12 protein-coding genes and 1 pseudogene are annotated in these 12,783 nt (G+C 68.3%); 8 read left to right on the top strand and 5 right to left on the bottom strand.

Features of this window, described 5'->3' with window-relative positions; genetic code table 11:
• The first annotated feature begins 121 nt into the window (after positions 1-121).
• The 5 genes from ACFU97_RS04455 (at position 122) to ACFU97_RS04435 (ending at position 6,336) form a co-directional block, all read left to right on the top strand.
• The gene (locus ACFU97_RS04455; RefSeq protein ID WP_384250700.1) at positions 122-1,159 is read left to right on the top strand and encodes an ABC transporter permease; all 1,038 of its coding nucleotides are present in this window, start codon (positions 122-124) and stop codon (positions 1,157-1,159) included.
• 82 nt (positions 1,160-1,241) lie between these two features.
• Positions 1,242-3,050, top strand: coding sequence for an ABC transporter substrate-binding protein (locus ACFU97_RS04450; protein WP_384250696.1), 1,809 nt, complete (start codon positions 1,242-1,244; stop codon positions 3,048-3,050).
• A gap of 95 nt (positions 3,051-3,145) precedes the next feature.
• Positions 3,146-4,126: an ABC transporter permease gene (locus tag ACFU97_RS04445; RefSeq protein ID WP_384250693.1), complete on the top strand. Its 981-nt coding sequence runs from the start codon at positions 3,146-3,148 to the stop codon at positions 4,124-4,126.
• Positions 4,127-4,147: 21 nt separating this feature from the next.
• Positions 4,148-5,209 carry an ABC transporter ATP-binding protein gene (locus ACFU97_RS04440; protein WP_384250690.1) on the top strand — a complete coding sequence of 354 codons (1,062 nt, stop codon included), beginning with the start codon at positions 4,148-4,150 and terminating at the stop codon, positions 5,207-5,209.
• A gap of 11 nt (positions 5,210-5,220) precedes the next feature.
• A complete protein-coding gene (locus tag ACFU97_RS04435; protein ID WP_384250687.1) occupies positions 5,221-6,336 on the top strand; it encodes an ABC transporter ATP-binding protein in 1,116 nt (371 codons plus the stop codon).
• On the opposite strand, the gene ACFU97_RS04430 is transcribed toward ACFU97_RS04435, so the two are convergent.
• Both ACFU97_RS04430 and ACFU97_RS04425 read right to left on the bottom strand, forming a co-directional pair.
• On the bottom strand, positions 6,333-6,533 hold the full coding sequence (locus tag ACFU97_RS04430; protein WP_384251128.1) for a DUF397 domain-containing protein: 201 nt from the start codon (positions 6,531-6,533) through the stop codon (positions 6,333-6,335). The genes ACFU97_RS04435 and ACFU97_RS04430 overlap by 4 nt on opposite strands.
• A gap of 8 nt (positions 6,534-6,541) precedes the next feature.
• Positions 6,542-7,099 (bottom strand): annotated as a pseudogene (locus ACFU97_RS04425) (DUF5753 domain-containing protein); the annotation flags it as partial.
• 121 nt (positions 7,100-7,220) lie between these two features.
• Between ACFU97_RS04425 and ACFU97_RS04420 the strand changes: the two are divergent.
• The 3 genes from ACFU97_RS04420 to ACFU97_RS04410 are packed head-to-tail and all read left to right on the top strand — an operon-like array spanning position 7,221 to position 9,413.
• The gene (locus ACFU97_RS04420) at positions 7,221-7,703 is read left to right on the top strand and encodes a hypothetical protein (protein ID WP_384250684.1); all 483 of its coding nucleotides are present in this window, start codon (positions 7,221-7,223) and stop codon (positions 7,701-7,703) included.
• Positions 7,704-7,751: 48 nt separating this feature from the next.
• Positions 7,752-8,093 (top strand): hypothetical protein, encoded by a 342-nt coding sequence (locus ACFU97_RS04415; RefSeq protein ID WP_384250681.1) that lies wholly within the window; start codon positions 7,752-7,754, stop codon positions 8,091-8,093.
• Positions 8,094-8,138: 45 nt separating this feature from the next.
• Positions 8,139-9,413 carry an MFS transporter gene (locus ACFU97_RS04410; protein ID WP_384250679.1) on the top strand — a complete coding sequence of 425 codons (1,275 nt, stop codon included), beginning with the start codon at positions 8,139-8,141 and terminating at the stop codon, positions 9,411-9,413.
• A 139-nt stretch (positions 9,414-9,552) separates the two neighbouring features.
• On the opposite strand, the gene ACFU97_RS04405 is transcribed toward ACFU97_RS04410, so the two are convergent.
• The 3 genes from ACFU97_RS04405 to ACFU97_RS04395 are packed head-to-tail and all read right to left on the bottom strand — an operon-like array spanning position 9,553 to position 12,690.
• Positions 9,553-10,596, bottom strand: a complete 1,044-nt coding sequence (locus tag ACFU97_RS04405; protein ID WP_384250677.1) for an ABC transporter ATP-binding protein — start codon at positions 10,594-10,596, stop codon at positions 9,553-9,555.
• Between the two features lie 26 nt (positions 10,597-10,622).
• The gene (locus ACFU97_RS04400; RefSeq protein ID WP_384250675.1) at positions 10,623-11,660 is read right to left on the bottom strand and encodes an ABC transporter ATP-binding protein; all 1,038 of its coding nucleotides are present in this window, start codon (positions 11,658-11,660) and stop codon (positions 10,623-10,625) included.
• Positions 11,661-11,709: 49 nt separating this feature from the next.
• Positions 11,710-12,690 carry an ABC transporter permease gene (locus ACFU97_RS04395; protein WP_384250672.1) on the bottom strand — a complete coding sequence of 327 codons (981 nt, stop codon included), beginning with the start codon at positions 12,688-12,690 and terminating at the stop codon, positions 11,710-11,712.
• Positions 12,691-12,783 lie beyond the last annotated feature (93 nt).

Raw genomic sequence — 12,783 nt, 5'->3', positions numbered from 1 at the left:
TTCGGTTCGTCGCTTCCGGCTGTGTGATCAGGTCCTGGAACTACGCGCGTTCCCCTGGGGGTTCGCGCGTCCTCGCGGTAACAGGAACCTCTCACACCCACACCTGTGAAATGGGCGAACTGTGACAAGTCCTATCGACGTCGAGGGCAGCGGCGGCACGTCGGTCGTGATCGACGGAGCAACGCAGCCACCCGTGGCACTCGAGGCCAAGGAACTTCAGGGCCGGTCTCCCGGCCAGTTGATGTGGATCCGCTTCAAACGCGACCGAACAGGCGTCATCTCGGCCGGTGTTGTGGCGTTCTTCTTCCTGATCGCGGCGGCGGCCCCCCTCATCGCGAAGCTCTACGGCAAGAACCCCTACACCGTGTACGCGGACGAGCGTCCCGAGCTCTTCGACAGCGCGGGTGTGCCGGTACAGCCCAACGGCGGTATCAGCAGCGAGTTCTGGTTCGGCCTCGAGCCCGGCAACGGCTACGACGTCTTCACCAAGCTCCTCTACGGCATCCGCACCTCGCTGATGATCTCCCTCGCCGTCACGGTGGCGACCGTCCTCACCGGCATCCTCCTCGGTGTGACGGCGGGTTATCTCGGCGGCAAGGCCGACTACTTCATCAGCCGGCTCATCGACTTCCTGCTCGCCTTCCCGGCGCAGCTGTTCTTCATCGCCAGCATGCCGGTCGTGGTGTCGCTGTTCGTCAGCCCGACCGACGAGACACCGGTCTACGTCCGGGTGGTCGCGCTGATCATGGTGCAGTGGTTCCTGGGCTGGATGAGCCTCGGCCGCATCCTGCGAGGCACCACACTCGCCCTGCGGGAGCGGGAGTTCATCGAGGCGGCCCGGGTGAGCGGAGCGCCGCCCTGGCGGATCATCCGCCGGGAGATCCTGCCGAACGTGGTCACGCCGATCCTCGTCCAGGGCACCTACATGCTGCCCAACTTCGTGACCGCCGAGGCCGGTCTGTCCTTCCTCGGCGTGGGCATCGTCGAACCGACGCCCGACTGGGGCCAGATGTTCTCCAAGGCGTCGACCGAACTCGTGATGCAGAACGACATCACCTACATGTTCTTCCCCGGCATCTCGATGATCATCTTCATCGTGGCCTTCAACCTGCTCGGGGACTCGGTCAGGGACGCCTTCGACCCCAAGACGGCTCGCTGACCTACGGATTGGGCGTCCTCGCCCGGATACCGGATGGCACTTCGTTCGCACTGGTGACACACAGATGGGTGGAAACTGAGTGATGAGTAAGGGCGGACGCCACGCATACGCCGCACTCTCAGTGCTTGCGGCCGGGGCACTCGTGCTGACCGGTTGCAGCAAGGGCGGCAGCGACTCGAGCGACAACAAGAAAGAGGACAAGGAGAACGCCCAGCGGCAGCAGGCGTCCATCAAGTTCGGTGACGCCGCCGACTCCCAGGGGCCGGCCGCCGCGGTGCCGGGCGCAAAAACAGGCGGCACGATCTCCGTGCCGCAGCGCGACAGCATCGCGCACCTGGACCCGGGCCAGATCTACGTCTCCAACGAGAGCCAGCTCGCGCAGCTCTACCACAGAGGGCTCACCGGCTTCAAAGCCACCAGCAACGACGGCAAACAGCACGAGGTCGTCGGTGACCTGGCAACGGACGCCGGCACCACCACCGACGGCGGCAAGACCTGGAAGTACACGCTGAAGGACGGCGTCAAGTGGGAGGACGGGTCGCCGGTCACGTCCAAGGACGTCCGGCAGTCCGTCGAGCGCCTCTTCGCGCCCTTCATCAACACCGGCCCGACCTATCTCCAGCAGTGGCTGGCGAACACACCGGGCGCCGACTACCGCAAGCTGCTGCCGGACGGCCCGTACAAGGGCAAGCACCTGCCGAACAGCATCCTTGAGACGCCGGACGACAAGACCATCATCTTCCACTTCAAGACGGCGCACCCCGACCTGCCGTACGCGCTCGGCATGGTGGGCTACGCGATGGTCTCCCAGAAGGGCGACACCAAGGAGAAGTACGACAAGAAGCCGGTGACGAGCGGCCCGTACAAGATCCAGTCGTTCAAGTCCGGCAAGTCGATGGTGCTCGTCAAGAACCCCAACTGGGACCCGAAGACGGACCCGCTGCGGCACCAGTACGTCGACCAGTTCAACATCACGTTCAACCAGCAGTTCGAGGACTCCACCAAGGCGCTGCTGGCGAACGGCAGCAGTGACCAGACCTCGGTCAGCTTCCAGAACTCGGTCGACGCGGGCAACCTGTCCAAGGTGCTCAACGACCCGAAGATGAAGTCCCGTACGGTCAAGGGCTACCAGCCGTTCGTGGGTCAGATGAACATCAACCTGAGCCACCCGGCCATGCAGGACAAGAAGGTCCGTGAGGCCATCGCGTACGCCCTGCCCGTCTCGCCGTTCCAGCGCGCCTACGGCGGCTCCGACGCGATGGACATCCCGGGCGGCATCATCAGCCCGACCGTCAGCGGCTACGACCCGAACTTCGACCCGTGGGGCAAGAAGGAGAAGCCGGCCGGTGACCCGGCCAAGGCCAAGAAGCTCCTCAAGGAGGCCGGCAAGGTCGGCATGAAGCTGACCTTCGGCTACATCAACTCCCAGGAGGGCCAGGCCTATTCGACCGCCATGGCGGCCGGCCTGAAGCGGGCGGGCTTCGACGTCCAGCGCCAGGAGATCCCCGCCGAGTCGTACTACGACCAGGTCAGCAAGATCAAGAACAACTACGACATCTTCAACAGCAACTGGGGCGCCGACTGGCCCTCCGCCTCCACCGTGATCCCGCCGTCCTTCGACGGCCGCCAGATCGCCGACGGTGCGTCGAACTACTCGCAGACCAACGACCCCAAGGTGAACAGCGAGATCGACCGCATCAACAAGATCACCGACCCGGTCAAGGCCGCGGCCGAGTGGGAGAAGCTCGACAAGTACATCGTGAAGAACCTCATCAGCATCGTTCCGACCGGCTACTTCAAGCAGGTCCAGATCGCCGGTTCCAAGATCGGTGGCCTCGCCTACGACGACATCATCGCCGGCATCGACCCGCGCCGCGTGTACGTCAAGTAGCCCACTCCCGACCTGGTGTCCGGCGCGTTCGCCCGCCTCGTGCGGCGCGCGCCGGGCACCTCCCGGTCCGCTGACGCCTGAGAGCTGCCACTGCCATGCTGCGCTTCCTCGTCCGCCGGTCGCTCGGCGCCCTCGTCATCCTCGTCCTGCTGAGTATCGTCGCGTTCCTGCTGTTCTTCGGCATGCCACGGGACCCGGCGCTCCTGATGTGCGGCAAGGGATGCACGCCGGCCAACATCGAGAACATCCACCATGTGCTCGGACTCGACAAGTCGATCCCCGAGCAGTACTGGATCTTCCTGCACAACCTCGTGCTGGGCAGCAACGAATTCGCCCAAGGGCCGTGCCCCGCCCCCTGCTTCGGGTACTCGTACCACACCAACGAGGAGGTCTGGGGCACGCTGATGGACCGGCTGCCCACCACTCTCTCGCTCACCCTGGGCGGTGCCGTCTGCTTCCTGATCCTCGGCCTGGGCACCGGACTCGTCGCCGCCTGGAAGCGCGGCACGCTGGTCGACAAGACCTTCACGGCCGGCGCGATGGTGATCAGCTCGATGCAGATCTACTTCCTCGGCCCGCTCGCCCTCGCGATCCTCGTCTACCAGACCCATGTCTTCGACAAGCCGGCGTACGTCCCCATCTCGGGCGATCCGGTCGCCTGGTTCACAGGACTGATCGTTCCCTGGGTGGTGCTGTCCACGATCTTCGCCTCGCAGTACACCCGTATGGCGCGCTCGTCGATGATCGAGCAGCTCCAGGAAGAGCATGTGCGCACCGCCCGCGCGAAGGGCATGTCCAGCCGCTACGTCTTCTTCCGCTACGCCTGGCGCGGCTCGCTGATCCCCATCATCACCATCTTCGGCATCGACCTGGGCTCACTGCTCGGCGGCGCCATCATCACCGAGTACACCTTCGGCCTTCCGGGGCTCGGCCGGCTCGCGGTGGAGGCGGTGTCCTTCAGCGATCTGCCGCTGCTGCTGGGCGTGATGCTGTTCTCCGCCACCATGATCCTGCTCTGCAACATCGTCGTAGACGCCGCGTACGCCTTCATCGACCCGCGCGTGCGGCTCGCCTAGGTCGGGTATGAGGAGACTGTCGTGACCACTGTGACCAAGGAAGCAGGGGCTCCCGTACCGGCCGACGCGGGTGCCTTCCTGTCCGTGCGGGACCTGCACGTCAGCTTCAGGACCGAGGACGGCGTGGTGAAGGCCGTCGACGGGCTCTCCTTCGACCTGGCCCGCGGCAGGACGCTGGGGATCGTGGGCGAGTCCGGCTCGGGCAAGTCCGTCACCAATCTGACCATCCTCGGTCTGCACAACCCGATGTTCACCACTGTCGAGGGCGAAATCCTCCTGGAGGGCCGGGAGTTGACCACGGCCCGGGAGTCGGAGCTGGAGAAGCTGCGCGGCAACAAGGTCGCGATGATCTTCCAGGACCCGCTGACCGCCCTGTCGCCGTACTACACGGTGGGCCGGCAGATCGCCGAGCCCTTCATGAAGCACACCGGCGCCTCCAAGAAGGCCGCCTGGAACCGGGCGGTGGAGATGCTCGGCAAGGTCGGCATCCCCAACCCCAAGGAACGGGCGAGCGACTACCCGCACCAGTTCTCCGGCGGTATGCGCCAGCGCGCGATGATCGCCATGGCGCTGGTCTGCGACCCCGACCTGCTGATCGCCGACGAGCCGACGACGGCCCTGGACGTGACCGTCCAGGCCCAGATCCTCGACCTGCTCAAGAGCCTGCAGCAGGAGTTCGGCTCGGCGATCATCTTCATCACGCACGACCTCGGGGTCATCGCCGACATGGCCGACGACATCATGGTGATGTACGCGGGCGGGGCGGTGGAGCGGGGCACGACGGCGGAGGTGCTGCGGGCGCCGCAACACCCGTACACCTGGGGCCTGTTGAACTCCATGCCCCGACTGGACTCGGACCTCTCCGCGCCCCTCGCGCCCATTCCGGGCACCCCGCCCTCGCTGCTGAACCCGCCGTCGGGCTGCCGGTTCCACCCGCGCTGCACCTTCCAGGACCGGGTCGACGGCACCCGCTGTGTCACCGAACGCCCGCTGCTGGCCCCGGACCGCTCGTCCGCGTGCCATCTCACCGCGGAGCAGAAGCACACCATTTTCGTGGAAGAGATCAGGCCCCGGCTGGGCTAGGAGGAGACCCAATGACAGAGGACCTCGTCCTCCCCGCCCCGAGGGACGCGGACGTTCCCGCCGGGGAGCCGCTGCTCGAAGTCAGCGGGCTGACCAAGCACTTCCCGGTCAAGGGGGGCTTTCCGATCCGGCGCACGATCGGCGCCGTGCAGGCGGTCGACGGCATCGACCTGACCGTGCACGTCGGCGAGAGCTTCGGTCTGGTGGGGGAGTCGGGCTGCGGCAAGTCGACGACCGGCCGGCTGATCACGCGGCTGCTGGAGCCGACCTCCGGCACCATCTCGTACCGCGGGCAGGACATCAGCCACGCGGGCCGCAAGCAGCTGGCGCCGATCCGTTCCGAGATCCAGATGATCTTCCAGGACCCGTATTCTTCGCTCAACCCGCGCCAGACGGTCGGCAAGATCATCTCCGGCCCGATGGAGATCAACGGCATCGAGCCGACGGGCGGCCGCGAGAAGCGCGTGCGCGAGCTCCTGGAGATCGTCGGCCTCAACCCCGAGCACTACAACCGCTTCCCGCACGAGTTCTCCGGCGGCCAGCGTCAACGTATCGGGGTGGCACGGGCGTTGGCCCTGGAGCCGAAACTGATCGTGGCGGACGAGCCGGTCTCGGCGCTCGACGTCTCCATCCAGGCGCAGGTCGTGAACCTGCTGCAGGAGGTCCAGCGGGAGCTGGGGATCGCGTTCCTGTTCATCGCCCACGACCTGGCGGTCGTACGGCACTTCTCGCACCGCGTCGCGGTCATGTACCTCGGCAAGATCATCGAGGTCGGCGACCGCGCGTCCATCTACGCCCGCCCCCGCCACCCCTACACCCACGCCCTGCTCTCCGCCGTCCCCGAGGTGAGCCTGTCCGAGGACCAGGACGCCGCCCAGCGCGAACGCATTCGCCTCGCCGGCGACGTCCCGTCCCCGATCTCCCCGCCCTCGGGCTGCCGCTTCCGCACCCGCTGCTGGAAGGCGCAGGACAAGTGCGCGACGGAGGAGCCGCCGTTGGTCCGGCTCTCCGGCAACCACGAGGGCCACCTGACGGCCTGCCACTTCCCGGAGGAGCCGACGATCGAGGCGCGGGACGAGGACATCGTGCTGGACCCGGCGCTGGCGGCACTGGAGGAGGACGCCTAGCCCTCCGGGCGGTGCGGGGTCTTCAGGGCGTCGATGAAGGGGGTGAAGGCCTCGGCCGGGAAGGTGAGGGTTGCTCCGGCCGGGGTCTTGGAGTCGCGGACGGCTATGTGCGTGGGGTGGGCTGCGATCTCCACGCAGGCGTTGCCGTCGCCGCTTCCCGAGTACGAGGACTTCCGCCAGTTGCCGGGGGTGACCATCGGGTGCCTCACAGCTCTTTCGTCAGCGTGTGGATGAGATCACGCGACCGCTCGGGTTCGGGCGACGCCGCCTCCACTCTACGGAAGAGTGTTCGGAAGACGCCGAGTTGTGCCTCGGAGTCGATGAAGAGCGAGCCGTGAGGACCGTCGCGTACGACGGTGTCCAATGCCGGGACGGCGCCGCCCGCGTACACCATGGCGGCCGTGATGTCGGCGAACGCCTCCAGCGCGAAGGGAATGACGCGCACGGTGATGTGGGCCGCTTCGGAGAGCTCCAGGATGCGGGCGAGCTGAGCACGTGACGTGGCTCGGCCGCCCACCTTGATGCGCAGCGCCGCCTCGTGGATCACGGCCTTGTACGGGGTCTCCTCCCTCTCCACGACGACGCGCCGCTGCATCCGGTGCCTGACGCGCAACTCGAGCTCTTCCGCCCGAAGTTCGGGCACGCGGTGCGAGAACAGGGCCCGGGCGTAGTCCTCGGTCTGGAGCAGGCCGGGAACATGAAGGAAGTCCACGTCCCACCGGTAGGCGGCGTGGTGCTCCAGCTCGGACAGGTCCAGGAACGATCGGCCCGGGAGGTATTCGATTGACGGCATGCGGCGGGCGATGGAACGGTGAAGCCGCGTTCCGCACGGGGCGCTTCGTACTCGACTCCCCGCTGACCACGGGGAGAACAGAGGGGGAAACATGCTTCACCGCACTGCCGTCAAGGCAGCGCTGTCCGGTGCTGCCGTCATATCGGCCCTGCTGATCCCGGCGGCCGGTTCCGCGTCCGCCGCGTCACCCGCGTCCGGGCGGACCGTCACACCACAGGCCACCAGTTACGACGCCAAGTGCCGCAGCCACAGCCGCACCTACGTCCTGAAGAAGTACTACCGCCAGGTGCCCGTCGGCCCGCCCACCTTCGTCACCCTGCGCTGCGGCACCAGCACGTGGGGCTGGAAGCACATCAAGGCGCGGCACGGCTGGAACAGCACGATGGACCGGAAGATCAGCGCCGCCATCGGCACCGGGGACCCCAACGGCCGCGGTGGTTACTCCACCTATGCCAACCAGTGCCCGCGCATCGAGAAGTTCCGCACCATCATCGGTACTCCGGGCGGTCACAACGACCTCCTGACGGCATACAAGGTGGACCAGCCGGCCGTCGCCGGTGCCGCCCGCTGCTGAACACGGTGCCCGGGTGCGGGCCGAAGTGAGAAAGGGTGGTCGACCCCTGTGGAGGAACAGACGCCGGCCGAGCGGGCCCTGAGCCGCTCGTACGTCACCGCTGACGGAGTCCGGTTCGACATCGACGGAATGACGGTCGAGCACCGTGCGGACCGCACCGCGACGCTGACGTACCGGCTGACCGTGGGCCGCCCGGGCCACCCGGACGAGCGGTGGGTCGTCACCCTCGCCTGGGACGACAAGTCCTTTGCGGATGTGCTCACTTCGCCCGCACCCCAGCCCGACCGGCTGCCGCAGCTCGTGCATCTCGTCCGCGCCCATCTGGAGGAGTGGTGGGACACGAAGGGACACAACCGGCAGTCGGCCAGGATGGGGCGGCGACTCACCTGACCCGTCCTGCCCGCGTACCACCTCGCGGACGTAAGGTGCTTGGCCGTGACATCTTCTTCGAGCGGAGCGCCGTTGTGGCGCGACCGGCGGTTCGTGATGCTCGCCGGCGCGCGCGTCATCTCCATCCTGGGCAACGGATTCGCGCGGGTCGCGCTCGCGTTCGCGGTGCTGGCGCTCCCCGGGGGCAACGGGGGCCGGCTGTCGCTGGTGGTGGCCTGCCAGGCCCTGCCGCAGCTGGTGTTCATCCTGGCCGGCGGCGTCGTCGCGGACCGGATGTCACGGTCGAGGCTGATGGCCCTGGCCGACGTCCTGGGGGCCGGGGCGTACGGCGGCCTGGCCGCCATGGTGCTGACCGGCCACGCGCCCCTGGTGGCGCTGTGCGTGCTCGCCGCCCTGGCGGGCTCGGCGACGGCCCTGTTCGCACCCGCGATGGACGGCCTGCTGCCCCTGATCGTGCCGGCCGACCGGCTGCAGCGCGCCAACGGCCTGCTGCGGATGGGCACCAACAGCGCCCTGCTGCTCGGCCTCACCCTCTCCGGCGTCACGGTGGCGTTCGCCGGCGCCGGCTGGGCCCTCGCGATCAACGCCTCCTCCTTCGTGGTCAGCGCCGCGCTGACCTCCCGCCTCGGCGTGACCTCGGCCCCTCGGAAGAAGGCGTCCGGGTGGGCCGATCTGCGCGAGGGCTGGCGCGAGTTCTCCTCCCGGCAGTGGCTGTGGGTCGTGGTCGCCCAGTACGCGGTCGTGATCGCCGCGCTCAACGCCAACGTCGGGGTGCTCGGACCGCTGTCGGCCGAACAGCACCTGGGCGGGGCGCGGGCCTGGTCCGTCATCGTGGCCGCGCAGGCCCTGGGCACCATCGCCGGTGCGGGACTCGCCGCCCGCGTGAGGGTGCGACGGCCCATGCTCGTCGCGGTGCTGTGCACCTTCCCCGGCGCGGTGCCCATCGCCCTGCTCTGTGCCCGGGCGCCCGTATGGCTGATCGCGGCGGCCATGTTCTGCGCCGGCATCGCGAGCGACGTCTTCGGCGTCCTGTGGGCCACCACCATCCAGCGCCAGGTCCCCGAACACGCCCTGTCCCGGGTGAGTTCCTACGACTGGTTCGGCTCCCTCGCGCTGGCCCCGCTCGGCCTGCTCGTGGCGGGGCCGGTCGCCCAGGCCGTGGGCACCGGCCAGGCCCTCGCGGGCTGCGCCGCCCTGATCGTCCTGGCCACCGGGGCCGCCCTGCTCTCGCCCCAGGTGCGCACGCTCGGCACGGAGAACGCCCCGTCCGGGGCCGTGGAGGCTGCCTCGCCCGCCCCGGAGCACCAGACGGGTACCTGACAGCCCGAGGGCGGAGAAAGGCCCACGCGGCGCGAGAGCGCGGCGTGGGCCTAGATCCCCGGGAAGCGGACGTTCGGGGCTCGGGTCAATGGGCCTTGAAGGTCCGTTCCGCAAGGGGGCGGCTGACGAAAGGGGTGTGTCAGACCGCCGCCTCGGGGTCCTTGGAGAGCACGGCGGGCACGGCCTCCGCCGTCTCGGGGTAGTGGCACGCGGTCAGATGGCCGGGCTTGTTCCCCTCGACCTGCACCAGCGGCGGCGCCTCGCTCGCGCACTTGTCCGTCGCCTTCCAGCAGCGGGTGCGGAAGCGGCAGCCGGAGGGCGGCGAGATGGGGGAGGGGACGTCACCCTGGAGCCGGATGCGCTCGCGGGCCGGCGTCTCCTCCACCGTGGCCTCGGGGACGGCGGACAGCAGGGCGCGGGTGTAGGGGTGGCGCGGGTTGCCGTACAGGTCGTCGCGGTCGGCGATCTCGACGATCTTGCCGAGGTACATGACCGCCACGCGCTGCGAGAAGTGCCGGACGACGGCCAGGTCGTGGGCGATGAAGACGAAGGCGATGCCCAGCTCCTGCTGCACCTTCTGCAGCAGGTTGACGACCTGCGCCTGGATGGAGACGTCCAGGGCCGAGACGGGCTCGTCGGCGACGATCAGCTTCGGCTCCAGGGCCAGCGCCCGTGCCACGCCGATGCGCTGGCGCTGGCCGCCGGAGAACTCGTGCGGGAAGCGGTTGTAGTGCTCGGGGTTGAGACCCACGATCTCCAGCAGTTCGCGCACGCGCTTCTCGCGGCCGCCCGCCGGGTTGACGCCGTTGATCTCCATCGGACCGGCGATGATCTTGCCGACCGTCTGCCGCGGGTTCAGCGACGCGTACGGGTCCTGGAAGATCATCTGGATCTCGGAGCGGATCGGCGCCAGCTGCTTGCGGTTCGCGTGGGTGATCTCCTGCCCGCGGTAGGAGATCCTGCCCGCGGTCGGCTCCAGCAGCCGCGTGATCAGCCGGCCGGTCGTCGACTTGCCGCAGCCGGACTCGCCGACCAGGCCCAGGCTCTCGCCCGTGGCGACCTGGAAGTCCAGGCCGTCGACCGCCTGCACGGCGCCGACCGTGCGGGGGAAGGGGAAGCCGCCGCGGATCGGGAAGTGTTTGGTCAGCCCGGAGACGTCCAGGAGGGGGGTGGTGTTGCTCATGATGGTGAAATCCCGTCTCGTGTCCGTCAGTTCTGCCGCGACGCGGCGAATTCGGCGAAGAACTCCCCGCGCTGCTCGAGCGTGAGGTGGCAGGCCGAACCCCGGCCGTCGAGCACGTCGAGCAGCGGCCGCTCGGTGGAGCACAGCCCGTCCGCGACCTTCTCGGTGAAAGCGCAGCGCGGGTGGAAGCGGCAGCCGGACGGGGGGTTGAGCAGTGAGGGCGGCGAACCCGGGATCGGGTTCAGCGGCACGTCGACCGGGCCCTCCAGGCTCGGCATCGAGCTCAGCAGGCCCAGCGTGTACGGGTGCTGCGGGGTGCGCAGCACCTCACTCTTGGTACCGCGCTCCACGCACCGGCCGCCGTACATGACCAGCACGTCGTCCGCGACGTCGGCGATGACGCCGAGGTCGTGGGTGATGAAGATGATCGCGGTGCCGAACTCCTGCTGAAGGTCCTTGAGCAGGTCCATGATCTGGGCCTGGACGGTCACGTCGAGAGCGGTCGTCGGCTCGTCGGCGATCAGCAGCTCGGGGTCGCAGACCAGCGCCATGGCGATCATGGCGCGCTGGCGCATACCGCCGGAGAACTGGTGCGGGTAGTCGTCCACCCGGACGTCCGGCTGGGGAATCCCGACCCGCCGCAGCATCTCGATCGCCCGCGCCCGGGCCTCCTTCTTGGAGGCGCCGGTGTGCTTGCGGTACGTCTCGCCGATCTGGGTGCCGATGGTGTGGTACGGCGACAGCGAGGCCAGCGCGTCCTGGAAGATCATCGACATCTTGTTGCCGCGCAGCCGCTCGAGCTCGCGCTCGGAGGCCGTGAGCAGGTCCTTGCCGTCGAGCAGGATCTCGCCGTCGATCGTCGTGTGGGCGGGGTCGTGCAGGCCGAGGATCGTCAGGTTGGTGACGGACTTGCCGGAACCCGACTCGCCCACGATGCCGAGCGTCTTGCCCTTGGCCAGGTCGAAGGAGAGGCCGTCGACGGCCTTGACGGTGCCGTCCTCGGTGGAGAAGTGGACCTTCAGGTCCCTGACGGAGAGGAAGATCTGCTGGTCGGTGCTCGTCACTGGGACGCTCCAGGGGTGATGCGGGGGGTAGGGGGCAGGGCGGCGGAGGTCAGGCGAGCCGGATCCGCGGGTCGATGAGGGCGTAGACGGCGTCGACGATGATGTTGAAGAACACGATCGCGCCGGCCGACAGCACGGTGACGCCGAGCAGCATGGGCAGGTCGCTCTTGTCCACGGACGAGAGCGCCAGCCGGCCGACACCCTGGAGGCTGAAGACGGACTCGGTGATGATCGCGCCACCGATGAGGGTGGCGAGGTCGATGCCGAAGATGGTGACGATGGGGCCCATCGCGCCGCGCCAGGCGAACCGGAAGAACACGTTGCGGCGCGACATGCCCTTGGCCCGCGCGGTGCGGACGTAGTCCTCGCTGAGCGTCTCGACCAGCTGGGAGCGCGTCATACGCGTGTAGTTGGCGGTCCAGATCAGGGACAGCACCAGCCACGGCAGCATCAGACCGGAGGCCCAGGAGACCGGGTTGTCCGTCAGCGGCGTGTACGACGGGTTGTCCAGGATGTTGAGCTTGGCGACGAGCAGGTACATCGCGAGGTAGCCGACGAAGTAGATCTGCATCGACGAGGCGACCAGGGAGGCCGAACTGGCCACCTTGTCCTGCCACTTGCCCTGCTTGACGGCGGCCATCATGCCGGTGCCGATGCCGAAGATCAGGAAGACGACGGCGGAGCCGAAGGCGAGCGAGAGCGTCAGCGGCAGCCGGTCCAGGATGGTGCCGAGCACGGGCTGGCGGTTGGCGAACGAGTAGCCGAGGCACGGGGCGTTGCAGTGCCCGAAGCCCGAGTACTCGCGTCCGACGAAGATGCCCTTGAGCCATTCCCAGTACTGGACCGGGATCGGGTGGTCGATGCCCAGGTTGTGCCGGATCTGCGCCAGCATGTCGGGTGTGCAGTTCTTGCCGCAGGACATGGTGGCCGGGTCACGCGGAACGGCGTAGAAGAGCCAGAAGGTGACGGCGCTGATGATCAGCAGGATGACCAGCGCGCCGAGAACTCGACGGACAAGGAAGCGGGGCATGAGGGCGTGACTTTCCGGACGGGGCGCCGTCGCCGGGGAGTTGAAAAGGAGGGGGGTGGGCGGCCACGGGGGCGGCCGTCGCGACGCCCGCCC

Source organism: Streptomyces sp. NPDC057616 (assembly GCF_042800575.1).
Lineage (GTDB): Bacteria > Actinomycetota > Actinomycetes > Streptomycetales > Streptomycetaceae > Streptomyces.
Note: the sequence above shows the minus strand (reverse complement) of the source record. Positions and strands in the feature narration are given on the sequence as shown.

Coding starts and splice junctions, on each gene's coding strand:
- ACFU97_RS04420 (WP_384250684.1), top strand. CDS start 7,221: ATGCTTCACCGCACTGCCGTCAAGGCAGCGCTGTCCGGTGCTGCCGTC.
- ACFU97_RS04395 (WP_384250672.1), bottom strand. CDS start 12,690: ATGCCCCGCTTCCTTGTCCGTCGAGTTCTCGGCGCGCTGGTCATCCTG.
- ACFU97_RS04445 (WP_384250693.1), top strand. CDS start 3,146: ATGCTGCGCTTCCTCGTCCGCCGGTCGCTCGGCGCCCTCGTCATCCTC.
- ACFU97_RS04430 (WP_384251128.1), bottom strand. CDS start 6,533: ATGGTCACCCCCGGCAACTGGCGGAAGTCCTCGTACTCGGGAAGCGGC.
- ACFU97_RS04405 (WP_384250677.1), bottom strand. CDS start 10,596: ATGAGCAACACCACCCCCCTCCTGGACGTCTCCGGGCTGACCAAACAC.
- ACFU97_RS04435 (WP_384250687.1), top strand. CDS start 5,221: ATGACAGAGGACCTCGTCCTCCCCGCCCCGAGGGACGCGGACGTTCCC.
- ACFU97_RS04450 (WP_384250696.1), top strand. CDS start 1,242: ATGAGTAAGGGCGGACGCCACGCATACGCCGCACTCTCAGTGCTTGCG.